Source organism: Pantoea sp. AG702 (genome assembly GCF_003182295.1).
Classification (GTDB): Bacteria; Pseudomonadota; Gammaproteobacteria; order Enterobacterales; family Enterobacteriaceae; genus Pantoea; species Pantoea ananatis.
Window position 1 is genome coordinate 1 of the sequence record NZ_QGTU01000006.1, and the last position, 22,933, is coordinate 22,933.

The 22,933-nt window shown below is 51.6% G+C and carries 23 protein-coding genes, 2 tRNA genes and 1 pseudogene; 9 read left to right on the plus strand and 17 right to left on the minus strand.

Annotated features, from left to right (window positions below):
- Positions 1-188: 188 nt before the first annotated feature.
- A tRNA-Asp gene (locus DFO57_RS15840) sits at positions 189-265 on the plus strand.
- A gap of 114 nt (positions 266-379) precedes the next feature.
- Here the strand turns inward: DFO57_RS15840 and yafC are convergent.
- Positions 380-1,318, minus strand: coding sequence for a DNA-binding transcriptional regulator YafC (yafC, locus tag DFO57_RS15845; RefSeq protein WP_014592977.1), 939 nt, complete (start codon positions 1,316-1,318; stop codon positions 380-382).
- 284 nt (positions 1,319-1,602) lie between these two features.
- Here yafC and DFO57_RS15850 point away from each other — a divergent pair, with 284 nt between their 5' ends.
- The gene (locus tag DFO57_RS15850; protein WP_014606543.1) at positions 1,603-2,394 is read left to right on the plus strand and encodes an endonuclease/exonuclease/phosphatase family protein; all 792 of its coding nucleotides are present in this window, start codon (positions 1,603-1,605) and stop codon (positions 2,392-2,394) included.
- 117 nt (positions 2,395-2,511) lie between these two features.
- Here the strand turns inward: DFO57_RS15850 and mltD are convergent, their stop codons facing one another.
- On the minus strand, positions 2,512-3,888 hold the full coding sequence (mltD, locus tag DFO57_RS15855; protein WP_013024718.1) for a murein transglycosylase D: 1,377 nt from the start codon (positions 3,886-3,888) through the stop codon (positions 2,512-2,514).
- Positions 3,889-3,959: 71 nt separating this feature from the next.
- Complete coding sequence (gene gloB / locus DFO57_RS15860) at positions 3,960-4,715, minus strand: hydroxyacylglutathione hydrolase (RefSeq protein WP_015700915.1); 756 nt, start codon at positions 4,713-4,715, stop codon at positions 3,960-3,962.
- Positions 4,716-4,757: 42 nt separating this feature from the next.
- Here gloB and DFO57_RS15865 point away from each other — a divergent pair, with 42 nt between their 5' ends.
- Positions 4,758-5,492 (plus strand): class I SAM-dependent methyltransferase, encoded by a 735-nt coding sequence (locus tag DFO57_RS15865; protein WP_013024720.1) that lies wholly within the window; start codon positions 4,758-4,760, stop codon positions 5,490-5,492.
- Here the strand turns inward: DFO57_RS15865 and rnhA are convergent.
- Positions 5,477-5,944, minus strand: a complete 468-nt coding sequence (rnhA, locus tag DFO57_RS15870) for a ribonuclease HI (RefSeq protein WP_014606540.1) — start codon at positions 5,942-5,944, stop codon at positions 5,477-5,479. The genes DFO57_RS15865 and rnhA overlap by 16 nt on opposite strands.
- Positions 5,945-5,997: 53 nt before the next feature.
- Here rnhA and dnaQ point away from each other — a divergent pair, with 53 nt between their 5' ends.
- Positions 5,998-6,729: a DNA polymerase III subunit epsilon gene (gene dnaQ / locus DFO57_RS15875; protein ID WP_014606539.1), complete on the plus strand. Its 732-nt coding sequence runs from the start codon at positions 5,998-6,000 to the stop codon at positions 6,727-6,729.
- A 134-nt stretch (positions 6,730-6,863) separates the two neighbouring features.
- A tRNA-Asp gene (locus DFO57_RS15880) sits at positions 6,864-6,940 on the plus strand.
- A 153-nt stretch (positions 6,941-7,093) separates the two neighbouring features.
- Here DFO57_RS15880 and DFO57_RS15885 read toward each other — a convergent pair.
- The 9 genes and pseudogenes from DFO57_RS15885 to DFO57_RS15925 all read right to left on the minus strand — a co-directional run bounded on the left by DFO57_RS15885 (position 7,094) and on the right by DFO57_RS15925 (position 14,786).
- Positions 7,094-7,762 carry a transaldolase family protein gene (locus tag DFO57_RS15885; RefSeq protein ID WP_019106318.1) on the minus strand — a complete coding sequence of 223 codons (669 nt, stop codon included), beginning with the start codon at positions 7,760-7,762 and terminating at the stop codon, positions 7,094-7,096.
- A 46-nt stretch (positions 7,763-7,808) separates the two neighbouring features.
- Positions 7,809-8,768, minus strand: coding sequence for a KpsF/GutQ family sugar-phosphate isomerase (locus DFO57_RS15890; RefSeq protein ID WP_110015517.1), 960 nt, complete (start codon positions 8,766-8,768; stop codon positions 7,809-7,811).
- Positions 8,758-9,534: a DNA-binding transcriptional repressor gene (locus DFO57_RS15895; RefSeq protein WP_014606536.1), complete on the minus strand. Its 777-nt coding sequence runs from the start codon at positions 9,532-9,534 to the stop codon at positions 8,758-8,760. Before DFO57_RS15895 ends, DFO57_RS15890 begins: the two co-directional genes overlap by 11 nt.
- A 79-nt stretch (positions 9,535-9,613) precedes the next feature.
- Complete coding sequence (locus DFO57_RS15900) at positions 9,614-9,979, minus strand: transcriptional regulator GutM (RefSeq protein WP_015700912.1); 366 nt, start codon at positions 9,977-9,979, stop codon at positions 9,614-9,616.
- Positions 9,980-10,033: 54 nt separating this feature from the next.
- A complete protein-coding gene (gene srlD, locus DFO57_RS15905) occupies positions 10,034-10,813 on the minus strand; it encodes a sorbitol-6-phosphate dehydrogenase (RefSeq protein ID WP_015700911.1) in 780 nt (259 codons plus the stop codon).
- 9 nt (positions 10,814-10,822) lie between these two features.
- A complete protein-coding gene (locus DFO57_RS15910) occupies positions 10,823-11,182 on the minus strand; it encodes a PTS glucitol/sorbitol transporter subunit IIA (protein ID WP_014606533.1) in 360 nt (119 codons plus the stop codon).
- Between the two features lie 24 nt (positions 11,183-11,206).
- Positions 11,207-12,222: pseudogene (locus tag DFO57_RS15915) on the minus strand (PTS glucitol/sorbitol transporter subunit IIB).
- A 17-nt stretch (positions 12,223-12,239) separates the two neighbouring features.
- Positions 12,240-12,788, minus strand: a complete 549-nt coding sequence (locus DFO57_RS15920; protein ID WP_013024730.1) for a PTS glucitol/sorbitol transporter subunit IIC — start codon at positions 12,786-12,788, stop codon at positions 12,240-12,242.
- 498 nt (positions 12,789-13,286) lie between these two features.
- Positions 13,287-14,786: an NCS1 family nucleobase:cation symporter-1 gene (locus tag DFO57_RS15925; protein ID WP_015700909.1), complete on the minus strand. Its 1,500-nt coding sequence runs from the start codon at positions 14,784-14,786 to the stop codon at positions 13,287-13,289.
- A gap of 142 nt (positions 14,787-14,928) precedes the next feature.
- Between DFO57_RS15925 and DFO57_RS15930 the strand changes: the two genes are divergently transcribed.
- From DFO57_RS15930 to puuE, 3 genes are read left to right on the plus strand one after another with little or no spacing between them, the layout of a single operon-like run.
- Positions 14,929-15,651 carry a GntR family transcriptional regulator gene (locus tag DFO57_RS15930; protein ID WP_014592984.1) on the plus strand — a complete coding sequence of 241 codons (723 nt, stop codon included), beginning with the start codon at positions 14,929-14,931 and terminating at the stop codon, positions 15,649-15,651.
- Positions 15,648-16,379: an allantoin racemase gene (gene hpxA / locus DFO57_RS15935; protein ID WP_013024733.1), complete on the plus strand. Its 732-nt coding sequence runs from the start codon at positions 15,648-15,650 to the stop codon at positions 16,377-16,379. The genes DFO57_RS15930 and hpxA overlap by 4 nt, the downstream gene beginning before the upstream one ends.
- 34 nt (positions 16,380-16,413) lie before the next feature.
- Positions 16,414-17,373: an allantoinase PuuE gene (gene puuE, locus DFO57_RS15940; RefSeq protein WP_014606528.1), complete on the plus strand. Its 960-nt coding sequence runs from the start codon at positions 16,414-16,416 to the stop codon at positions 17,371-17,373.
- Positions 17,374-17,467: 94 nt separating this feature from the next.
- On the opposite strand, the gene DFO57_RS15945 is transcribed toward puuE, so the two are convergent.
- From DFO57_RS15945 to DFO57_RS15960, 4 genes are read right to left on the minus strand one after another with little or no spacing between them, the layout of a single operon-like run.
- Complete coding sequence (locus DFO57_RS15945; RefSeq protein ID WP_014592986.1) at positions 17,468-18,199, minus strand: class II aldolase and adducin N-terminal domain-containing protein; 732 nt, start codon at positions 18,197-18,199, stop codon at positions 17,468-17,470.
- 43 nt (positions 18,200-18,242) lie between these two features.
- Entirely contained in the window at positions 18,243-19,058 is an 816-nt protein-coding gene (locus tag DFO57_RS15950; protein WP_015700907.1) for an ABC transporter substrate-binding protein, read from the minus strand.
- A gap of 23 nt (positions 19,059-19,081) precedes the next feature.
- Positions 19,082-19,954 (minus strand): phytanoyl-CoA dioxygenase family protein, encoded by an 873-nt coding sequence (locus DFO57_RS15955; RefSeq protein ID WP_013024737.1) that lies wholly within the window; start codon positions 19,952-19,954, stop codon positions 19,082-19,084.
- A gap of 27 nt (positions 19,955-19,981) precedes the next feature.
- Positions 19,982-21,505 carry an amino acid ABC transporter permease/ATP-binding protein gene (locus DFO57_RS15960; RefSeq protein ID WP_014606526.1) on the minus strand — a complete coding sequence of 508 codons (1,524 nt, stop codon included), beginning with the start codon at positions 21,503-21,505 and terminating at the stop codon, positions 19,982-19,984.
- 425 nt (positions 21,506-21,930) lie between these two features.
- Here DFO57_RS15960 and DFO57_RS15965 point away from each other — a divergent pair, with 425 nt between their 5' ends.
- Complete coding sequence (locus DFO57_RS15965) at positions 21,931-22,842, plus strand: LysR substrate-binding domain-containing protein (protein ID WP_015700906.1); 912 nt, start codon at positions 21,931-21,933, stop codon at positions 22,840-22,842.
- Positions 22,843-22,933: the final 91 nt, after the last annotated feature.

The window sequence follows — 22,933 nt, forward strand, 5'->3', positions numbered from 1 at the left end:
TAGAGTAGGACAAAAGCGAACGCTTTTGAACGCTGCGAAGCAGCAGCCCGAAGGGTGAATCACAGCGTGATTCATAAACTGCCAGGCATCAAATTAAGACCAGTACGCTGGTCATGACCTTACCGGTGACGCGGAAGGGCGATATACCTGATATCAGAACGTTTTTCTGACGTCAGTACAGAATCGGTGGAGCGGTAGTTCAGTTGGTTAGAATACCTGCCTGTCACGCAGGGGGTCGCGGGTTCGAGCCCCGTCCGTTCCGCCACTTAATTGGAAAGCCCTGACTTAACGGTCAGGGCTTTTTCCATTTCTGAGCCAAAATAATTGCCATTACTCTCCCACACGGCAACGTCTCACAGGCTGTAGCGAGCACAGCCCTTCAGGGCTTTATAGAGAGGTGTTGCTGCAAATCGTTTTGCACATGCCAGGGCTGTCTGACCACCCACTCACTGAGAAAATCAATAAAGGCACGCACGCGCTGGGTTACGCCGAGATCGCTGTAATACACGGCGTTAAAGGGCATCTCAACCGGCAAACGCTGATCGGCCATGATCTCCACCAGGCTGCCTTCTTCAATTTCTTTATGCACCATGTAATCTGACAGACAGGCGATACCATTCCCTTCCAGGCAAAGCTGCTTGATGGTCTCTCCGCTATTTGAATCGAGCTCAGAACGAATGCCATAAAGTTCGCCGCCTTCACAGGCCACAGGCCAACGATTAAGGCGCGGTGCATCAATAAAACCAAGACACTGATGATTATCCAGATCGGCCGCCCGCAAAGGTATACCGTGTTTTTTCAAATAGTCGGGAGAGGCAATGAGACGGCGATAGCTGATAAAAAGCAGTCGCGCTCTGAGGCCAGAATCCGTCAGACTGCCTGCCCGAATTGCCACATCGACTTTTCGCTCAATCAGGTTGATAAAGTTTTCAGAAGAAATCAGCGAAAGCGCGATGTCCGGATAGCGTTCCCGAAAGGACTTTATCATCGGCATGATGAGATGCAATATGACTGGCGTAGCTGCGTCTATCCGCAACAGCCCTTTGGGCACATCACGGCTTTCCATCAACTCGTTTTCCGCCGCGGTCATCACCTGAAGAAAATGTTGGACCTGCTGAAAATAACGTTCCCCTTCCTGCGTTAATGCAAGATTGCGGGTCGTTCGCGTAAGTAAGGCCAGCCCCAGCTTAGTTTCCAGCTTCTTAATCGTACGGCTTACGGCAGAGTTGGCCATCTCTAACGTCTCGGCAGCCCGGCTGAAGCTTCCACTTTCAACCACGCTCACAAATACTTTCAGTTCTTCAGACGATGCCTTCATGGTGTCTCTTCACGCCAAATAGCCTGTAGGCCGATAGAACTGTTATTAAAGCACAGCACTGACCTGGCCCCTTGGCGCGAAAGGCTTTTTCCCGATAAGACAGATGATAAATTATGCCGCGCTTGAGCAGACCGGCCCACAAGACAGCGTATCAATACAGCCCGTTATGATTAAAATAAACAGAGTGGGTTTGGAACAATCGGCAGCATCCATTGAAACCGCGTACTAAAATCCCTATAACAGATAAGTCATACGACTTTTTGAACGATTAGCCAGGCGGGAAAGTGCGCAAAAAAACCTACGCGATGAGATATGTAGCCGGACAGCCAGCGGAGAGGATCTTTCCCCCGGGTGCAATGTTTCATCTCGGCCAGGCGCTGCCTCCCGGCGCGCCGCTCCCCGCTCACCCCAATCTTAAAGTGCTGGTATGGAATATCTTTAAACAGCAGCGTGCCGACTGGATGTCCGTACTGGAAGGCTTTGGTAAAGATGCGCATCTGGTTCTGCTCCAGGAAGCGCAAACCACGCCAGAGCTTATCCGGTTTGCGACCAGCAACTATCTGGCGGCCGATCAGGTTCCGGCATTCGTGTTGCCTCAGCATCCCTCTGGCGTGATGACACTGGCTTCCGCTCACCCAGTCTACTGTTGCCCTTTGCGTGAGCGAGAGCCGCTTCTGAGGCTCTCTAAATCGGCTTTAGTCACGGCCTATCCGTTACCCACGGGTGAAACGCTTATGGTAGTCAACATTCATGCCGTAAACTTTAGTCTGGGCGTGGATGTCTACAGTAAACAACTTGGGCCTATTGGCGAACAGATTGTCCACCACCGTGGTCCGGTTATCATGGCTGGCGATTTCAATGCGTGGAGTCGTCAACGGATTAACGCGCTTTACCGGTTTGCTCATCAGATGCAGCTGGAAGAAGTGATGTTCACCGCGGATCATCGACGTAAAGCCTTTGGCCGGCCGTTAGATTTCGTCTTCTATCGCGACATGCACGTTAGTGAGGCGTCAGTGCTGGTGACGCGCGCATCCGATCATAATCCCTTACTGGTCGAATTTAACGCCAGTCGGTGAGGAGAATCGCGGAGAGGCGTTCTGTCAGGAGGAGAGGGCGAAACGCCGGGAGATCATGCAAAGTGCAGAAGAATCGAATAAGAAAAAAGGCTGACATTTGTCAGCCTTTTCAACGTATCAGGTATCTGGCGTTGCGTTATTCTTAACAAACAACGTTAGCTCATCGCCAGGCTGAATATCTTTTGCATTACTCACAACACTGTTCCAGCGCATCACGTCTTTAATATTCACGCCGTGACGACGGGCGATACTGTCAAGAGAATCACCCTTACGAACACGATAGGTGATGCTGTTGCCATTATCCGCCAGGCTCGTGCCGCTCGATCCGACAGTCAGTATCTGACCCGGACGAATGCTGGCACTGCGCAGGTTATTTTGCTGCTTCAGTGTTGCAACGCTGACGCCTAACTTATTGGCAATGCCCGACAGGGTATCGCCGCTTCGCACTTTGTAGCCACCATCATTACTGGCCTTCGCCAGTTGGGTGGGCTGCACTGCAGAGATATCACCGGAAGCCAGTGAATCCCGCAACTGTGCGACGTTAGCTTTCGGCACCATAATGTAGTGTGGCCCATTAGGTGCTGTCGCACCGCCTTTATACCCGGTATTAAAGCTCTTTAACTTTGTGAGCGACATACCGGCCATTTCAGCGGCTTGCGTCAGTTTTATCTGCTGACCCACTTCAACACGTGCCAGTGCACGGTTTTCGTTAGGTGTCGGCAGTTTGATACCGTAACGCTTGTTGTTCTTAAGCAACTCGCTCAAGGCCAACATTTTTGGAACATAAACCGTCGTTTCACGTGGAAGCGAAAGATGCCAGAAGTCGGTAGGCTTACCGCGTGCCTTGTTCTGCTTAATCGCTTTGAGCACGCGTCCTTCGCCACTGTTGTAGGCCGCAACTGTCAGAAGCCAGTCACCACCGAACATGGTATTTAGACGCTGCATCATATCCAGCGCTACTTTGGTTGAAGCGACAACATCGCGACGACCATCGTAGTAACGGTTTTGTTTTAAACCATAGTTTCGACCCGTACTGCCAACAATCTGCCAGATGCCAGCGGCATTTGCAGATGACGTTGCGTGAGGATCAAAAGCGCTCTCCACTATGGGTAGCAGTACTAGTTCCATCGGCATCTTACGTTTCTTAATCTGCTCGACTATCCAGTACATGTACGGCTCTGCCCGTAATGTTACATCGTGGAGATAGCTCTTATTTTTTAAAAACTTTAATTTCTGTTCGCGGATCCGGGGGTTTTCCGGAATCCCCATCTTCAACTCGTCACTAATGAAACTCCAGAGATCACTATCTTCTGCGAGGCCAGTTCCATCTTCCTGCCATCGCGGCGATAAAAGTCGATCACCGTACTTTCCATTTTCACTTTGACCAGCTGAAGACAGACTCTGTGCATGCTGTTCGGGGATATTGGCGTCATTCCGTGATGCCTGACATCCTACCAGCAAGACCGAGGCGAGTAATATCGCTTTAGCCTTCATGTGTGTGTCAATAGTTCGCTTAAAAGACGAGCAACTATACGTGACGGTCCTTCACAACACAACCTGAAAAATCAAAAACGGTCTTTCTTCTCGCGTAGAACGGCAAATGTCTTCCATACAGGCTCTACCTCTGAATCAACGCTCAAAGCATGTTGTAAATCAGGATCTTGCGTTCTGAGAAATAAATTTATCACACGCTCGTGAGCCAGTTTTGTAGGTAAAGTAATGCGATTTTCGGCCCGTAAGTCCTTAATTTTATGGTATTCAGCCGTTATTTGCGGATCGTGGGGTAAAATTGCAGCAGCAAACTTCAGATTGGATAAAGTGTATTCATGTGCACAGCACACCAGGGTATCCTCTGGGAGTTGGTTAAGCTTCTGAAAAGAATCGAACATTTGCTCTGGCGTACCTTCAAATAATCTACCGCAGCCGCCCGAAAACAGAGTGTCACCGCAGAAAAGATAAGGCGAACTGTAATATGAGATATGTCCTAAAGTGTGTCCGGGCGTAGCGATAACCTCGAAAGACAGACCCAGAACGTTGAATTTATCCCCTTCGCTGACCCGAATGGTTGCACCTTTGTCCGCTGTTTCTTGCGGACCATAAACGGCAATGTCAGGAAAATGTTCGCAGAGGGTTTTAACACCGCCTGTGTGGTCATTATGATGATGGGTTAACAAAATCGCTTCAGGCTGCCAGCCGTTAGCTTTGATCTTCTCCAGTACCGGCAGAGCTTCACCGGGATCAACAATCAGGCATTTTCCGTTGTCATCTGTTAACGTCCAGATGTAGTTATCTTGTAATGCAGGAATACTGGTAAGATTCATAGATACCTCTCGCTGGCCGTATAAAAAGGAAAATGGTAAAGCATGAAGCCCGCTAAAACACGCCAAATCCTGAACGCGCCACGCTCATGGCACGATATGCCCTGGGGCGTCTATTTCCGCGATGCGCTTACACAGCAGCTTCAGCCTTACCTGGGAAAGCTGTACGGCTTTCATATGCTTAAGCTTGGCAACCTCAGCGCAGAAATCAATACAGAAAATTGTGCTATCTCACATCAGGTCAGTGTAGGCACTGAAGGGGAACAGCTACAGGTGCTGGCAAATCCGGCACAGCTGCCGTTTGAATCGAAGTCTGTTGATGCCTGTTTACTGGCCCATACGTTATCCTGGAGTCAGGATCCGCACCGGATATTGCGCGAGGTTGATCGCGTTCTGATCGATGACGGCTGGATGATCATCAGTGGTTTTAATCCGTTCAGTCTGCTGGGCATCAGTAAGATGGTGCCGGGCATCCAGCGTAAAGCGCCCTGGAGCAGCCGGATGTTTAGTCAGATGCGATTACTGGACTGGCTGGGCTTACTGAATTACGAAGTGGTTTACCGCACGCGTTTCCAGGTGCTGCCCTGGCATCGGCAGGGGGGGAAAATGATCAGCGCCCATCTTCCCGCGTTAGGTTGCCTAAACATTGTTGTGGCGCGTAAACGAAGTTTTCCCCTTACGCCCACCAAGGCGCGGATGAGCCTGAGCAAAAGACAATTGCCCCAGACGGTCAACGCGACGCGCCAGTTCCGACACGTCAAAGATCAGGATTCTGGCTGATAGCCAATATCATCAAAGGCCGGGTTGTTCGCTGCGCTGCGCGCCAGTTCATCACAACGTTCGTTTTCGGGATGGCCGGCATGACCTTTAACCCATTCCCACTGAATCTGGTGTGTGCTGAGCGCGGTATCCAGCCGTTGCCACAAATCGACGTTCTTAACCGGCTTCTTCTCAGCCGTTTTCCAGCCACGCTTTTTCCAGTTGTGTATCCATTGTGTAATACCCTGGCGCACATACTGACTGTCGGTACTTAACACCACATCGCAGGGTTGCGTCAGGGCTTCCAGTGACACGATGGCCGCCATTAACTCCATGCGATTATTGGTCGTCAGGCGATAACCCGCACTGAAGGTTTTTTCATGCTGCCCGTAACGCAAAATTGCGCCATAACCACCGGGGCCCGGGTTGCCGAGACAAGATCCATCGGTGAAAATCTCTACCTGTTTACGCATCTCTGGTAGACTTCCTTCTGACAAAACGCCAAGTCTGACATAAAACGAGGCCTATGAGCACTGCAAATAACCGTCAAATTGTTCTCGATACTGAAACCACCGGTATGAATATGATCGGGGTACATTATGAAGGTCACCGCATCATTGAGATTGGTGCCGTCGAAGTCATTAACCGCCGCCTGACGGGCAATAACTTCCATATGTATCTCAAGCCCGACAGGCTGGTGGATCCTGAAGCGTTTGGCGTTCACGGTATCGCCGATGAATTCCTGCTGGATAAGCCGACCTTCAGCGATATTGCCGATGAGTTTCTCGATTACATCCGCGGTGCGGAGTTGGTGATTCATAACGCGTCGTTTGATATCGGCTTTATGGATTACGAATTCGGTAAACTGCAGCGCGGTATTGAGAAAACCGAAACCTTCTGCAAGATTACCGACAGCCTGGCAATGGCGCGCCGCATGTTTCCCGGCAAGCGCAACAGCCTTGATGCGCTGTGCTCACGTTACGAAATAGATAACAGCAAGCGTACGTTGCACGGCGCACTGCTGGATGCCGAGATACTGGCCGAAGTTTTCTTAACGATGACCGGCGGGCAAACTTCGCTGTCGTTCTCATCGGAAGAGGAACGAGCACGTCAGCAGCAGAGCGAAGGTATTCAGCGTATTGCTCGCCCCAGCTCGGGATTGCGTGTGGTTACCGCCAGCGATGAGGAAGTTAACCAGCATGAGTCCCGGTTAGATCTCATTATGAAGAAGGGCGGCAGCTGTCTGTGGCGCGCCTGAGTCGCAAAGATTTGTGTGTAAAATCAACATTGGGGCGAAAATAGCAGCAAACAGAATGTTGCACGGGGAAAAGCGTTGACGCGTACTCTTGTTGTGATTAATATGCGCCTCGTTCCCGACGGGGAACAAAGCGCGGAGCGGTAGTTCAGTTGGTTAGAATACCTGCCTGTCACGCAGGGGGTCGCGGGTTCGAGCCCCGTCCGTTCCGCCAAATTTCGACGCCATGCTGGTTATCAGCATGGCGTTTTTGCTTTTCTAGCGTCGAAAACTCCGAAACAATTTCCTTTCATTCAGGCAACCAAAGTATTAATGCTGCCAAATAAAAACGTTGTCTCACGCCAGCACGATTAACATCTTCGCACCACTAAATCATTAACTGCAAACGGTTGAACGCCCGATGCCAGTCATGACTGAAATCATCAATGGCATGCTTTGCCAGAGGGGAGTTAAACATTTCGCACATCACATCGACAGGTAAGGTGACAGCCGCCGCGCCAGAGAGCAGGCAGTCCGCTACCTGCGTCGTGTTTTTAAAGCTGGCTGCTAATATCTTGCACTCCATCTTATGCAGTTGAATAAATTGCTGCATATCTGAAACGGCCTGCTTTGCATTGATATTATTATTTTCCATACGGTTGAAATAGGGCGCAATATAATCAGCGCCAGCAAAGGCCGCCAACATCGCCTGTGAGGTAGAGTAAATCGCCGTGCCTAAAGTAGGAATGTTACGTTGTTTCAACTGGGTAATCGCGGCGAGTCCGGCCCGGTCGACGGGGATTTTCACGACCATATTGGCGCACAGCTCATGGAGGTACTGCGCCTCGCGAATAATCGTTGGTGTATCCTTTGCCAGAACCTGAGCAAAGATAAGCTTCTCTTCCCCTAAAATCGTGCGTAGCTCGCTGATTAACTTTGTCAGTTCGACGCCAGATTTGGCGACGAGCGAAGGGTTGGTGGTCACGCCATTAACGGGTAAAACGTTGACCAGATCGTGAATAGCTAACGTATCTGCACTATCGATATACAATTCCATATTCCCTCCCAGGTGGCTGATAGATTAAAAACGGGCTAAATAAATGTTATTTATGCAAATCATAGAGATTGATGGCTCCAACTAACTGACCCTGTTGATTGACGACTGGCGCCGCGCTAATGCGTCGGTCATATAATTTCTGCGTAGCGGCCGCAACGCAAAGGTGTTCGGCCAGTTTGTAGCCGGGGCGCGTCAGGAGAGGATCAAGCCGATCGTCCAGCTTTTTACCAGCTAACAGCGCGCGGCGCAGATCGCCGTCAGTAAAAATACCCTCGATATCGTTGTCGTCATCACAGGCAATCACAATCCCCATACCGGTACGGGTCAGTTCTTCCATGGCATCTAACACGGAGGCGTTTTTATTTACGCGAGGAATGCGTTCGCCTTTTCGCATAGATTGAGCAACCGAATTAAGCAGGCCAGCGCCCAGGCTGCCTCCGGGATGGGAGCGGGCAAATTGCTCCTCATTAAAATTACGTGAACGCATCAGCGCCATTGCCAAAGCGTCACCCAATAACAGGGTATTCACGGCGCTCGACGTGGGCGCAAGCCCCATCGGGCAGGCTTCCCGATTAACAGCAAGATGCAGTACGTGGTTGGCCTGCTGGGCCAGAAAGGAGTGGGCGACATTAGTGATCGCAATAATGGGAACGTTGAGCGCCTTAAGGGCAGGAACAATAATCTGTAATTCAGCCGCGCTGCCGGAATTCGAGATAAAAATAAACACGTCCTGCGAAGTGATCATGCCCAGATCGCCATGCAAGGCTTCAGCAGGATGCACAAAAAAAGCGGGAGTGCCGGTACTGGCCAGCGAAGCGGCGATTTTTTTTCCAATATGGCCAGATTTACCGATGCCAGAAACAATCGTTTTGCCCTGACATTGCAGAATTAATTCACACGCATTGATAAACGCGTCATCTAAGCTGTTAAACAGATTCTGAGCCTCGGCAATTTCAAGCGACAGGGCCTCTCTGGCATACTCGAGCAGCACCTCTTTATTCTTCATCCTCCCCTCCTGCGACAATGACGTTGATTTTTTTGTCCACGAGTCGCTGAAGGTAATGAGGCGTAATACCGGCATCCGTGATAATGGTATCCACCTTATCCAGACTACACACAACATTTGGGCTTTTACGACCAAACTTGGATGAATCAGCAAGAACAATAATCCTGTCAGCCGCCGCGCACATCGACGTGCTGACGGCATGAACTTCGTTAAAGGTGGTGATCCCCATATCCAAATCAATACCATCGGCGCCAATAAATAACTTATCGAAGTTAAAAGAGCGAAAGGCTGACTCGGCAAGTCCGCCATGAAATGAGGCGGACTTTTTTCGTAACGTTCCGCCGGGCATTAAAATGGTCTGATCGCCATCTAATTCCATTAACGCATTCACAATGTGCAGGCTGTTTGTCATGACGGTAATGTTATTGAAGGGTTTGAGATGCCTGACCATTTGAAGCACAGTGCTGCCAGTATCCAGGATTAGCGAATCACCATCGTTAACCAGTTGTATGGCCGATTCAGCAATGTGCCTTTTTCTGTCACTGTTGATATGCGTTTTATGGTCGATAGGTTGATCGCCTTCTTCATGGCTCAGAATGACGCCACCGTGAATACGAATCACCTCGCTGCGCTTTTCCATTTCGGTCAGATCTTTGCGAATCGTCGTGCCTGTTGCTTTGAAATAGTCGATCAGATCGCCAATGGTGGTTTTGCCATTTTTTTGGAGATAGGCAAGGATAGCTTCCTGTCTTTGTTGCGGTTTCATCAGTAACGCCTTATCTGAAAGGGGTTTTGTCAAAATTAAAGCAGCGCTAAAATTTTCATCCTGCTTTCAATTTAACACATCACTCTTTCATTGATATGGCGGAAAGTAAGGCTTTTTGACACGTTTCACGTTCGGGAAAAATTTTTTTCGCATCGATATCATCAAGATAACAGTCGGTTAACAAAGGCAAAGCATGTGGACGCGCAAAAACGGTGAAGCCTTTCATAATGACAGCCGCCAGGATTCGTCCTTCGGGATTGACCGCGACTGCGATAATTACGCGGGGTTTAACGTTGAAGCGGTTTGAAGCCGATCGCCCGATGCCAACCCGACCTTGCTGAAATAACCCCTCCAGCATATGGTTAAAGCGTCGTAACTGATACCAGCCAAACAACGAATGGGCCAGCCATGCCAACAGTGCTACAGCAATTATCCCGCTACTCATCTTCGTCTCCTGAGCAAGGCCAACATACCAGGCCAGCGATATTGAAGGGGGCAATCAGAACATCACCTGGCCGCCCGTGATATTGATAGACTGCCCGGTGCAATATGAGGCCTTGTCACTTGCATAAAACAACAAGACGTTCAGCACATCCTGGTATTCACAACCGCGCTTGAGTGGCACTTTTGCAATATAGCTGGCTTCAACTTCCTCGGGCGAGATGCCCAGTTTTTTTGCATACTGAGGAAGCAGAGACTGAAACATCGGCGATTTGAGCAAATTACCCAGCATCAGCGAATGTACTCTGATGCCATAATCCGCTAAATCGAGGGCCAGTGACTGTGTTAATCCCACGCCGCCAAATTTAGCCGCGCTGTAGCCCGAATTATGTTTACTGCCTGTTTTGCCCGACTTCGAATTGATCTGAATAATGCGGCCCGGAATATTATCGCGAATCATCAGTCGGGAAAATTCACGTGCACAGAGAAAATACCCAACCAGATTGACCTGCAAAGATATTTCAAAATCTTTTAAGGCGAAATCAGTGACAAAGGACGCTTTTGCCATGCCGGCACTGTAAATCATCACATTGACCTGTTTAAAGACCTTATCGATATTGCCAGCAAGCGCAATAACACTCGCCTCATCTGTTGCATCAACCTCAAAACCCACGGCCCGATTGGCGCCATATTCGGCGTTAATTTCTGAGGCGACCTTTCGGGCGTTTTCCCCTTTCAAATCCGCGACGGCAACGCGGTAACCTGCTTCGGCCAGCCCTTTTGCCAGAAATGCCCCCAGCGTTTGCCCACCACCGATAACCACAGCAACTTCAGACATAACTCGCTCCTATGCAAAGAGTTTTACGGATGTTTCCGTCGTAATTCTGTCGGGCGCTTTTCCACTAACATGGATTGAACCAGGCAGTTGCGCGGTTGGCTGCCCGTCGAAAACAACGGTGATATGGCCCAGTTCGCGCAAGTTTTCGATCGCGACCTCACCGATGGCCGTCACGGCATAACACCGTTCTCCCAGCTGCAGGGTTGAACCCGTGACAGGATGCCCCGTCAGCGTGCCATGCTGGTGGATAAAGCAATAATCCTGAATATCGGCGGGTGCGCCTTCCCGAAATAAAATCATCATGTTTTCAAGCAGCGCATCGTGGGCGTTTATGCCCACTTTGATTATTTCGGTTTCAAAGTGCGTCATGACTTTTCTCCAGAAGGGGGGCGTTTAGTGATAAATAAAGGCAGAGACTGCCCAGGCAATCAGCACGGTAGGGGCACCGGTCAGGAAGCGGCCGACCAGAACGGAAGGAACCCCCACGCGCACGGTGTCCTGTTTCGCCTCCGCCAGCGATAAACCCACAGGAATAAAATCTGCAGCGGCTTGTGCATTGATGGCAAACAGGGCTGGCAGGGCAAGATGGGGCGGAATATGACCCAGTCCGATTTGAACGCCGATCAGTACACCAATAACCTGGGCTATCACGGCGCCCGGCCCCAAGAACGGCGACAGGAGCGGAAAGGAACAGATTAAGGCCAGCGTGATTAAGCCAAGAGGATTGGTGGCGAGTGGCGTCAGCCCGTGGGCAATCATATCGCCCAAACCTGAGGCCATGATGATGCCAATGATGGCCGCCACAAATGCCATAAAAGGGAGGATGGTCTTGAGTACGGTATCAATGGTATCCCGCCCGGCCTGGAAAAATTCGGCAACGACGGTCCCCATTCCTGTGCCAATTTTTGCCAGTAAACCGTCGCTTTGCTCGGTAATTTTTTTACTCGAGTCATAATCTTTCCCCGCGCCAGCGCCACGGGGCGCGGGGGCAGCACGTTTTTCGTCATGGGTGTGAATGACGTCTTTACTGCCGTGATCCTCGCGATTGACGATGCTGATATTCTCAGGCTTAACGCCAGAGACATAAATGTCTTCCAGGATATATTGTGCCAGCGGTCCGGACTTTCCTGTCGCATGGATATTCACGGTGGGGATACCGCGTTTGGGATAAAGACCACAACGCAGCGTGCCACCACAATCGATGATGGCCAGACCAATTTCATCGGCTGGCGGTTCCCCTTGTTTGAAACCATCTACAGCTTCCCAATGGGTGATTTCACTGATCCTGTCCACGATTGACGGTCGGCGCCGGCGGTGATGTAAACAATTTTTTTCCCGGGTGTTATATCAAGTTGTAAAGGGCCGCCCCAACCGCTGTTTCCTTTTTCGATACGGATTTGTGTCGTCATTTTATTTTCCGCCTTTATTAGAGCTGAACGTTTTTATCGAGTTTGATGCCCATCTTTTTTTCAAACAGGCTGGTGGTGAGATCGGTAATCCAGCCGCGAAAAAAGTTAGTAAAAAGCCCAACCAGAAAATAGCTGACAGCAAGAGGGCCCAAGGGTAAGCCCAGAGTCGTCAGGCCACTGGCAACCCCTAAATAAACGAAGAGTTCACCCGGATTCACGTGCGGAAATAACCCATTCATTGAATGGCAACTGTATGACGAGGCCGCGTAATATCCTGGCTTATATTTCTCGGGCATAAATCGCCCCAGGCTGAGTGTCATCGGGTTACAAAAAACAAAGGTGCCAATAAGCGGTAAAAGCAAATAGCGTGATACAGGATTGCCCGCACATTTCTGTGCCAGTCGTTCAATTCGATGTTGCCCTACGAATCGTATTAACGCGTTCATTACGACTAATAAACTAATTAACAAAGGTAAAATTCCTGTCACCATGCCGACAAAAACTTCACCTCCTTTCTGGAACAGTCCAATAAACCATTCCGCACCAAAGGTGATTGCATCAATCATGTGCCGCTCCTTTTAAGGTTGCCCGGATTTTCACGTTGGTTAGGTCTTAACACGCAGAAAATATAGTCGTTTAAAAGGCATAAATATTTTATATGGATCACAAATAAATCATTTAACTTTCATTTTGAATCTTTTTTATTTTGAAATGAATGTTATCGGGTGCGGGAATCCCGCGTTCTTTCGTTACCGCGACGCCGGGATACGCAGAGGGTTTAATGACTTATCTCGCTGATTTTAAATGCCTTGTCACTGCAAATTTCTAGCAGGTCAAGACAGGGGGTAACGGGCACACGGCGCTTTTGCACGAAAGGGAGAGGGGCAAACAGGATGAGCGCGTATTCACACGCGAACATTATCTGGGGCGGTAAGGGCTGGCGCGCCAAACAGTCAGCAGTATTCGCCATCAAGGCGATCCGGTGTTCGGCTATTAAAAAAAACGACTCCAGTCAGAGTCGTTTATATGGTTATTGTACAGGCATACTGCATCTGAACAGGGCGTTATTCCTTCTGCATGACCACCGTGCCGGAAGGCATAGTGAGGTCTTTCTGCTCAGTCTGCTTTTCTCGCGCCACTAACCAGTAGCAGCTTGCCGCCAGCGCCACGCCGATAAACCAGCTAAAGTTGGCCACCTGATGCAGGGAAGGGATAAAACTGATCACCAGACAGATAGCGACTGAGGGCAGCAAAGCGATAATGGCCTTCGGGTTAAATCCACCGCGATACCAGTAGCGCCCCTGCGGTGTGGCATCAAACAGATCGTCTACTGAAATACGGCCGCCCTTAATCAGATAAAAATCGGCTAACAGAATGCCAAACAGCGGCCCGATAAACGAACCCAGTACGTCGAGCGTGTAGTGAATCAGTTCAGGAGACTGAAACAGATTCCACGGTGTGAGCAGGACCGATCCGACTGCCGCAATCATGCCACCGGTGCGGAAACTGATTTTCTGCGGCGAACAGTTTGAAAAATCGAAAGCAGGCGAGACAAAGTTCGCCACGATGTTGATACCGATCGTTGCGGTGATCATAGTCAGTAAGCCAATCGCCACGGCTAAATCGCTGCCGACCATGCTGACGGTTTCAATAGGATCGGTAATCATTTTGCCAAACAGGGATTGAGTGCCCGATACAATGACAACGGTCACGATGGAGAACAGCAGAAAGTTGAACGGCAGTCCCCAGCGGTTACCCCGGCGGATCTCGCCCATGCTTTTGCCATAGCGGGAAAAGTCACCAAAGTTCAGCAGCGGGCCTGAGAAGTAAGACACCACTAATGCCGTTGCCGTAATCATCTGCCAGGTTTGTTCGCCTGCCGACAGCGACTTGCTGGCCAGCGTAAAGGAGATACCGTCGAAACCGGTTTTGTATACAATCCAGCCCGCCAGTGCCAGCATCACCACATACACTGCGGGGCCTGCGATATCGATAAAGCGCTTAATCGCACTCATGCCATGCCAGAACACCATTGCCTGCAGAACCCACATCACGCCAAAGCAGTACCAGCCCAGCTGCGATAAACCAAGCCAGTGGCTGTGGGTCAGGCTTTCAAGCGACGGGTAAAACTTCAGCAGCACCAGCATCAGCGCGTTTGCCGCCAGCCAGGTCTGAATACCGTACCAGGCAAATGCAATCAGGCCGCGGATCACCGCCGGAATATTAGCCCCAAAAACACCGAATGCCTGACGACAAATAACCGCATAAGGCACACCGGCCATCTGGCTCGGTTTAGCGACCAGGTTGGCGCAGAGCTGAACAATGCAGATCCCCGCCAACAGGCAGAGCAACACCTGCCAGCTCGCCAGGCCCAACGTGAAGAAGCTCGCCGCTACCACATAGCCGCCCATGCTGTGTACGTCCGACATCCAGAAAGAAAAGATGTTGTACCAGGACCAGTTTTGATGGCGCGTAGGCGCCAGGTCTTCATTACATAGCTTTGGACTGTATGCTTTCCCGGCTTCAGAGGCCGATGTGCTACTCACCGTTGAATGATTTGGCATGAAACCTGCTCCTCTCAAAGACATGAATAAAATAACCTTGTGAAATGACTTTGCAGGATCCAGGCCAAATTTGTTTTTTGTATACAAAATTTATTTTTAACGTATACGATAAGTGACGCAACGCTGTTTACCGGAGCAGGTAATGAAGAGTGAAAAGGGCCAGAGAACGGCGGCCGATCTGCATGATAAAGATGAACCTATCTATCAGGCGTTAATGAACGCCATTGTTGAACACCAACTGCCGCCCGGCAGCAAATTGCCGGAAGAGGCGCTTTCAGAGGTCTTTGGCGTCAGCCGCACGGGCATCCGTAAAGTGTTGCAGCGCCTTGCTGCGGTGCAAATGGTTACGCTTACGCCCAAACGTGGTGCACATGTTGCTACGCCCGGCGTTGATGAAGCCCGTGATATTTTTCGTACCCGCAGTTTACTCGAGTGCGCCAACCTTCCCGCTGTGCTGGAACATATGCAGCCGCCTCACCTTGCCGGGCTGGCTGCGCTGGTCGCCCAGGAAAAGGCGGCCATCGAACATCACGATGGCCCTGCGGCGATTCGTCTCTCGGCGGCATTTCATATTCAGCTGCAGGCGATTTCCGGCAATCAGGTGTTAACCGATCTTGTTACGCGCCTGGCGCAGCGATCGTCTCTGGTGATTGCCGCGTGGGGCGCGCCGTGGCAACGCGGTTGTCGCTGTGATGATCACGATCGTTTGTTACAGCTGCTACGTGAAAAGGCCTTGGTGCCGCTCACTGACTCACTGCAGCACCACTTTGAACACATTGTTTCCAGCCTGCATTTCGAACGCGGCGGCGAAACCTTGCCCGATTTCACCCGACTATTTTCGGGTCACAAAGGAGCCGTATCATGAGCCTGATTCAGGTTATTAATCCTAATACCAGCCAGGCGATGACGGAAACCATCGGTCGGGCAGCCCGCGCCGTTGCCGCGCCGGGTACGGACATCCTCGCCGTGTGCCCTTCGCAGGGCGTGCCCTCCATTGAAGGGCATTTCGATGAGGCGATTGCGGCGATAGGCGTACTGGAGCAGGTGAAACTTGGCAGAGCACAGGGCGTCAGTGGCCACGTGATTGCCTGTTTTGGCGATCCGGGACTGCTGGCGGCACGTGAACTGGCCAGCGGTCCGGTCATCGGCATCGCAGAAGCGGCCATGCATACGGCCACACTGGTGGCAACGCGTTTCTCGATCGTCACCACGTTGCCGCGCACGCTGGTCATCGCACGACATTTACTTCAGCAGTATGGCTTTACCCACCATTGTGCGGCCTTACATGCTATCGATTTACCCGTGCTGGCGCTGGAGGATGGCAGCGGGCTGGCACAGGAGAAAGTGCGCCAGCGCTGTATCCAGGCAAAACGGGAAGATGGCTGTGGGGCGATTGTTTTAGGCTGCGGCGGCATGGCAACGTTGGCGGCGTCGCTCACACAGGAGCTGGAGATGCCGGTGATTGATGGCGTCAGTGCAGCGGTAAAAATGGTGGAATCGCTGGTGGCGCTGGGATTTGGCACCAGCAAACAGGGCGATTTGGCTTATCCTTTACATAAACCCCTCTCGGGTGCCTTTCAGCACCTAAACTAAGCAGATGTTCCCGTTCACCGACAGGATGCAAGTTATGACTGAAAGCCAGGATAAGAAAACCTACAGCTTCAATAAAAATTACCCGCGCGATCTAATCGGTTACGGCGCGAATCCTCCTCATGCGGCGTGGCCCAAAAAAGCGCGGGTGGCGGTGCAGTTTGTGCTCAACTACGAGGAGGGGGCCGAGAACAGCGTATTACATGGCGACACGGGTTCAGAGCAGTTCCTGTCTGACATCATTGGTGCCGCCAGCTATCCCGATCGTCACATGTCGATGGAATCGCTGTATGAATACGGTTCCCGAGCCGGTTTCTGGCGCATTCATAACGAGTTTCAGAAACGGGGATTGCCCCTCACCGTGTTCGGTGTGGCGATGGCCCTGGCGCGTCATCCGGAAATCGTAGACGCCATTAAACAGGCGAAGTACGACGTGGTCAGTCACGGCTGGCGCTGGATCCACTATCAGGGCATCGATGCTAAAACCGAGCGTCAGCACATGCAGCAGGCGGTGGATGTGTTAACGGATCTGTTTGGTCAGGCGCCGACGGGCTGGTACACCGGACGCGACAGCCCGAATACGCGTCGTCTGGTGGTCGAACAGGGCGGATTCAGTTACGACAGCGACTATTATGGCGACGATCTGCCCTTCTGGACGCAGGTTACCTGTCAGGATGGTACGGTAAAACCGCATCTGATCATTCCCTATACGCTCGAATGTAACGATATGCGCTTTGCATCGCCCCAGGGCTTTAACACCGCAGAGCAGTTCTTCACGTATTTGCGCGATACGTTCGACGTGCTGTATGAAGAGGGCGAGACCGCGCCCAAAATGATGTCGGTGGGGATGCACTGCCGCCTGTTAGGGCGCCCAGGAAAATTCCGCGCGCTACAAAACTTCCTTGACCACATTCAGCAGCATAAGGATGTGTGGATCTGTACCCGGCAGCAGATTGCCGAGCACTGGATAAAAACGCATCCCGCTTCAGAAGCGTAATCGCTTCCGGGCGGCAAGCGCGTGGCGGCAAAAGGCTGTCGCCACGTGCTGTCTTTGTTGCTGTCACCTGCGTGACAGCCGTGCGTGGAAGCACTCAGTCGCACAGGGCGGGATCGGCCTCAATCATCAACTGCTTCATCTCCTCGAAATGCCGCAGAGAGAAGTCGGGAATACCTTCCCAGTCGCGGGCCGTTTTTTCCGCGACCTCATCGCTCAGGACTTTCAAGGGTTGCCCGGTAGACCAGGCGGTAACCAAAATCTGGCAGGCGCGCTCTAGCGTCCAGATGTCATCAAAGGCCTCGCCAATGGTCTGGGCGGTAACCATGACGCCGTGATTGCCCATTAACAGACGACGCTTATCGGTCAGCAGGCTGGCCAGACGTGCGCCTTCCTCTTTCGTATCGGCCATGCCACCGTATAACGTATCTACCGCGATGCGGTTGAAGTAGCGCGCGCTGTTTTGATCGACAGGCGGAATGTGCGGCTGCGCCAGGCAGGCAACGCTGGTGGTGTAAACCGGATGCAGATGCATCACGACCCGGGTTTCTGGCAGCCGCTGATGAATTTGCCCATGAATGGACCATGCGGTGGCATCAACATCATCCCACTCTGCACAGGATGCATCCTCAGCATTGAGCAGCAGTAAATCGCTGGCGCGAAGGCGTGAAAAGTGTTTCCACTTTGGGTTCATCAGAAACTGCTTACCATCCGGTGAGACAGCGGCACTGAAATGATTCGCTACCGCCTCATGCATGCCCAGGTGGGCAATAATGCGGAAGGCTGCCGCCAGATCGATACGCGTTTGTTCTTCGAAAGAAAGCGCCATATTACCTCCTGAAAATGAACGCGTGCCCGGCACGCGTTTGAGATTAAGGCTTAGGCATCAAGGTCTTGAGATCGTCCGCCGTCGGCGCTTCAAAATGGTATTTTTTGAGCAGTGCGGCATACTCTGGCGTTTTACTGTAGGCTTCCAGCGCCGCAACCAGGGCCTGTTTCACCTCCGTATTGTCCTTCTTCACGCCGAAACCGTTTAATACGGGATAGATGAGCGTCGTGGAAGATATCTGGATGCGGTCGCCCAGCTTCTGGACAACGCCACGCGCCACCGCGGCATCGGTGATCTGCGCTTCCACCGCATGGGAAAGCATCGCCTGAGTCGTCTGAGGATCGGTCGCATATTCGCTGATCGCGATAGGGGGCTTACCGTTTTTCACACAGTAATCGTCAGACAGTTTATGCAACTGCTGTAGCCAGGAGGTGGCGCCCATCGATCCAATTTTATGGCCGCAGAATTCTTCAGGCGTCTTGGGTTGATAATCACTTCCCTTCAGCGACAGGATAGCCTCGCCGCTTTTCAGGTAGGGAATCATGTCGATCACTTTCATGCGATCGGCGGTGATATACATCGACGAGTTAGTGATATCGAACCGGTTACTCTGTAAACCGGTGATCAGGTTAGGAAAACGGGTATCAATATTCACGGCCTGACGGCCCATCACTTTTGCCAGGCCATCAAGAAACTCAATGTCAAAGCCAGCGGGTTTATTATCCTTCATGTATTCATACGGAAAGAAGGTCATATCCGATCCGGCGATGATTTTACCTGGTTGTAAAAAGGCTGAGGCGTTAAATGACGCCAGGACAGCGCCTGCGGCAAGCAGACTTAATACATATGTTTTCATCATTATTATCTCTCTGTTAGGCGCAATCAGACGTTGGCAAGATCTTGACCTGCCTGCTGAACAAAGAACGATGCTCCGCGCGGTTTCTGCGGCAGGCGAAGTTCATTTGGGGTGCTGCGGACCATGCCGCTTTCGTCACCATAAACCAGCGTTCCGGCATCCGGGCTGGGCAAGGGGTTTTCACCGAAAGGCAGCGCGTCTTCCGCCGCGTACACGGCGATAAACAGCGTGCGCGGCCACTCGGTTTCATTGGGGCTGGAGGCGTGCAGCAGCCTTGTGTGCATAAAGCACACGGACCCGGAGGGACCAAAGCAGGCGCTGGGCTGCTGACACTGCTCTTTCACCACCGCAGGCTCGACGGCCCCGGTAAAACGCCCGTCCTGCCAGTGCGAATACAGTGGTCCCCGATGGCTGCCCGGCACCACGTTCAGCGGGCCATTTTCCGGCGTGACCTCGCTGACCATCAGCAGCGCGGTCACGATATCGTCGTTGCTGTGCGGGGTGAACAGGAAATCCTGATGCCATTCCACTTTCGTTGCGGTATGGGGCAGCTTCGAGTTGATCTTGCTGTGATGATAGCGTGCGCCGCTGCCACCAATTAACTGCCCGGCAATCTGCGCCATTCGTGACTGCAGTGCCGCATGGCGATAGGCGGCAGAGATGTCGTTTGGTGAGCTCACGCGACGCAAAGAAGGATGGTCGGCACTGTGATCGCTCTCAATGTCGAAACGCGAACGGCCATCCTGAGTATTGCCCCATGGGGCACTCTGGCTGCGGCTTTCCTCAACCCACTGGTCAAAATCGTGCTGCAGCGCGGCGATTTCCTCGCTTGTCAGGACATGTTCAACTACCAGAAATCCCTGCTGGTGATACTGATCTACCTGCCACTGTTCAATCATGGTCGTGCCCTCGTGTTGAATACATCGTTACGCCAGCGAGACATCCTTCAGAAATGCTTCCACGCGCGGATGCTGGCCATCGCGCAGCGCCTGGGGTGCGTCGTCACAGACCACGCGTCCTTTTTCCATAAAGACAATTCGGTCAGAAACTTTGAAGGCAAAGTTCATCTCATGGGTCACGATCACCATGGTGATGCCCTCGCTTGCCAGGGCTTCAATCACCTGAAGGACTTCATTCACTTTTTCAGGGTCCAGCGCTGACGTGGGTTCGTCGAACAGCATGATTTGGGGGCGCATCATTAAGGCGCGTGCGATAGCCACGCGTTGCTGCTGACCACCGGAGAGCTGATGAGGGTATTTCCACGCATGTTCGAGCATGCCGACTTTGAAAAGCAGCGCGGCGGCCTGCTGCTTTAAGGCCTGGGTGGGCGCGAGCTTGTGATAGCGCGGTGCCAGCATCAGGTTATCCATAACGTTGAGGTGGCTGAACAAGTTGAAGCTCTGAAAAACCATCCCAATGTTGAGGCGGTGCTCGGTATGCTCAATGAAGCGTGGCTTACGTTGTTCTCCCTGCTGACGAAGGTGAATAAAAGGTTTTCCGTTAATACGAATCTCACCGTTATCGATCTGCTCCAGGCCGTTGAGCAGGCGAATCAGCGTGGTTTTTCCCGAGCCTGAAGGCCCGATCACCGAGACCACCTCACCAGCGTGGATCTGCAGGTTCACTGCGCCCAGTACTTCAACATTGTTGTAAGCCTTGTGAAGACGCAGGGCCTGCAACGCTGGCCCGCTGTCGTGCACTGCCTGACGAACCGGGCTCACTGCCGTGCGTTGTGCGAGGTCGAACAGTTGCGCATCGGGTTTGCCGGAAGGCTGACGCTGCGTGACGTCAAGATAGCGCTCCAGCTGCTTTAACAGGAAATCAAAGACGGTGACGATCAGCACGTAATAGAAGGCCACGGCAGCCATGGTTTCCATGACCAGAAAGTTCTGCGAGTAAAGCCGCTGGCCGACCATCAAAATTTCGGTAAGTGAGATAACAGAGACCAGCGACGTCAGCTTCACGATCGCGATGTATTCGTTCGCCAGCGCTGGCAAGGCCACACGCAGAGCCTGCGGAATAATAATGCGCCACTGAATACCGGCATAGCGTAGTCCCAGTGCCCGGGCAGCCTCGCTCTGGCCCCTGGGAATTGACAGCAGCCCACCGCGGTGAATCTCCGCGATGTAGGCGCTCTCACAAATGGTCAGCGCAATAAACCCGGCCCAAAACGGATCGCTCAATATCGCCGACGTGGCGGGCACTGCCTGAGGCAGGTTGTAAACAAAGATCAGCAGAACCAGTAAGGGCAGGCTGCGAAAGAGCCAGATATAAAATCGGGCAGGCAGCGTCAACAAGGGATGGCGCGACTGCTTGGCCAGCGCCAGAATAAATCCCGCGATAATGCTCATTCCCCAGGTCAGCAGGCTCAGTTTGATGACGGTCCAGGTCGCCAGCCAAAAGTTAGCGTCGCTAAACAGACTGAACATATAGTTCCAGTTAAATGTCATGGGCTTGCTCACATTAAACAGAAGAGGGTTAGTCATTTAATTCTGTAATTCACTATGGCGGCATGACGGGAACGATAGCAATTAGTAATTTCTTTGGTTCTGATTTTAAAAAAACTATCCAATGGCTATCTGCCTTTTTAAATGACGTGTTTTTTAATATCACAGGGGAATAATTAGCGTATTGCTTCCCTTTTTGCGCTTATTTAGGGCAGGGCGCTGATCATTAAGACGCAACGTGAGAGTTATTGGTGCAATTTCTTTTTTTGAGCGTCGCGATCGGTTGCCGCTAAAAAAACAGGCGGGCGGTATTTTTGAATAAAGGGCACGCAGGCTAACTGAACGTGATGTGGCACAGCATTTGCAGCGCTACTTAGTCGAAAACGAAGCAAGGCTTCCGGTTAGCCATAAAAAACAGAGGTAACGCTATGAGTCGCTTTACACTTAAACAGCTCAGGTATTTTGTCGCCGTCGTAGAGACAGAAAGCATTGCTGAAGCTTCGCGCCAGCTGCATATCGCACAGCCCTCTATCTCTGTCTCCATTAAAAATCTGGAAGACGCCTTCGATCAGCAGCTGTTGATCCGTCATCATGCTCAAGGGGTTTCTCTGACGCCCGGTGGCCGCCGTTTTTATGAAAAAGCCCAGGAGCTGTTACGCCTGACACATGAGTTTGAGCAAAATTCACGTGCAGATAACACGCTGATTTCAGGAACGATTGCAATAGGTTGCTTCGAATCTGCGGCACCGCTGTACATGCCAAAACTGATTGCGGGCTTCAAAAAGCGTTATCCCGGCATCACCATTGAACTTTACGATGGCGAGCAGCATGAACTGATGCACGGGCTCCATCGCGGACGTTTCGACCTGGCTTTCCTGTACGATCTTGAGCTGGATAACACGATACAAAAAGCGGCGTTGAACGCGCCGCATAAACCCTATGCGCTCTTGCCAGTAAAGCATCCGCTGGCGCAAAAATCCCTCGTCACGTTGCGTGAGCTGAGTCAGGAACCCATGATTTTACTGGATGCTGTACCCAGCAGGAATTACTTCATCAATATTTTCAAAAGCAAAGGTTATCACCCGCAGGTTGCCTACAGTTCGCCCTCCATCGAAATGGTACGGTGCATGGTGGGGCAGGGATTAGGCTTTTCCGTGCTGGTCACCCGGCCTTACACGGATATGACTTATGACGGTGAAAAACTTGCGCAGATTGATATTGAAGATGAGATGGAAGCCTCGACGTTAATCATGGCCTGGTTAAGTCATAATGAACCGACGCGCCCAACAAAACTTTTTATGGACTATTGCCAGAATAGTGCATTAGGGCCGACGGCGTGAAAAGCAGGGTGCATTTATCGTGCAGTTCGGTAAGAAAAGGAAAAGTATTTTTGACCACGGTGTTGAGTCATTCCGCGTTGTAATCGTTGGG

Excerpts from the sequence above, each read along its gene's own strand:
- yafC (WP_014592977.1), bottom strand. The coding sequence starts at position 1,318 with ATGAAGGCATCGTCTGAAGAACTGAAAGTATTTGTGAGCGTGGTTGAA.
- mltD (WP_013024718.1), bottom strand. The coding sequence starts at position 3,888 with ATGAAGGCTAAAGCGATATTACTCGCCTCGGTCTTGCTGGTAGGATGT.
- gloB (WP_015700915.1), bottom strand. The coding sequence starts at position 4,715 with ATGAATCTTACCAGTATTCCTGCATTACAAGATAACTACATCTGGACG.
- DFO57_RS15865 (WP_013024720.1), top strand. The coding sequence starts at position 4,758 with ATGAAGCCCGCTAAAACACGCCAAATCCTGAACGCGCCACGCTCATGG.
- rnhA (WP_014606540.1), bottom strand. The coding sequence starts at position 5,944 with ATGCGTAAACAGGTAGAGATTTTCACCGATGGATCTTGTCTCGGCAAC.
- dnaQ (WP_014606539.1), top strand. The coding sequence starts at position 5,998 with ATGAGCACTGCAAATAACCGTCAAATTGTTCTCGATACTGAAACCACC.
- DFO57_RS15885 (WP_019106318.1), bottom strand. The coding sequence starts at position 7,762 with ATGGAATTGTATATCGATAGTGCAGATACGTTAGCTATTCACGATCTG.
- DFO57_RS15890 (WP_110015517.1), bottom strand. The coding sequence starts at position 8,768 with ATGAAGAATAAAGAGGTGCTGCTCGAGTATGCCAGAGAGGCCCTGTCG.
- DFO57_RS15895 (WP_014606536.1), bottom strand. The coding sequence starts at position 9,534 with ATGAAACCGCAACAAAGACAGGAAGCTATCCTTGCCTATCTCCAAAAA.
- DFO57_RS15900 (WP_015700912.1), bottom strand. The coding sequence starts at position 9,979 with ATGAGTAGCGGGATAATTGCTGTAGCACTGTTGGCATGGCTGGCCCAT.
- srlD (WP_015700911.1), bottom strand. The coding sequence starts at position 10,813 with ATGTCTGAAGTTGCTGTGGTTATCGGTGGTGGGCAAACGCTGGGGGCA.
- DFO57_RS15910 (WP_014606533.1), bottom strand. The coding sequence starts at position 11,182 with ATGACGCACTTTGAAACCGAAATAATCAAAGTGGGCATAAACGCCCAC.
- DFO57_RS15920 (WP_013024730.1), bottom strand. The coding sequence starts at position 12,788 with ATGATTGATGCAATCACCTTTGGTGCGGAATGGTTTATTGGACTGTTC.
- DFO57_RS15925 (WP_015700909.1), bottom strand. The coding sequence starts at position 14,786 with ATGCCAAATCATTCAACGGTGAGTAGCACATCGGCCTCTGAAGCCGGG.
- DFO57_RS15930 (WP_014592984.1), top strand. The coding sequence starts at position 14,929 with ATGAAGAGTGAAAAGGGCCAGAGAACGGCGGCCGATCTGCATGATAAA.
- hpxA (WP_013024733.1), top strand. The coding sequence starts at position 15,648 with ATGAGCCTGATTCAGGTTATTAATCCTAATACCAGCCAGGCGATGACG.
- puuE (WP_014606528.1), top strand. The coding sequence starts at position 16,414 with ATGACTGAAAGCCAGGATAAGAAAACCTACAGCTTCAATAAAAATTAC.
- DFO57_RS15945 (WP_014592986.1), bottom strand. The coding sequence starts at position 18,199 with ATGGCGCTTTCTTTCGAAGAACAAACGCGTATCGATCTGGCGGCAGCC.
- DFO57_RS15950 (WP_015700907.1), bottom strand. The coding sequence starts at position 19,058 with ATGATGAAAACATATGTATTAAGTCTGCTTGCCGCAGGCGCTGTCCTG.
- DFO57_RS15955 (WP_013024737.1), bottom strand. The coding sequence starts at position 19,954 with ATGATTGAACAGTGGCAGGTAGATCAGTATCACCAGCAGGGATTTCTG.
- DFO57_RS15960 (WP_014606526.1), bottom strand. The coding sequence starts at position 21,505 with ATGACATTTAACTGGAACTATATGTTCAGTCTGTTTAGCGACGCTAAC.
- DFO57_RS15965 (WP_015700906.1), top strand. The coding sequence starts at position 21,931 with ATGAGTCGCTTTACACTTAAACAGCTCAGGTATTTTGTCGCCGTCGTA.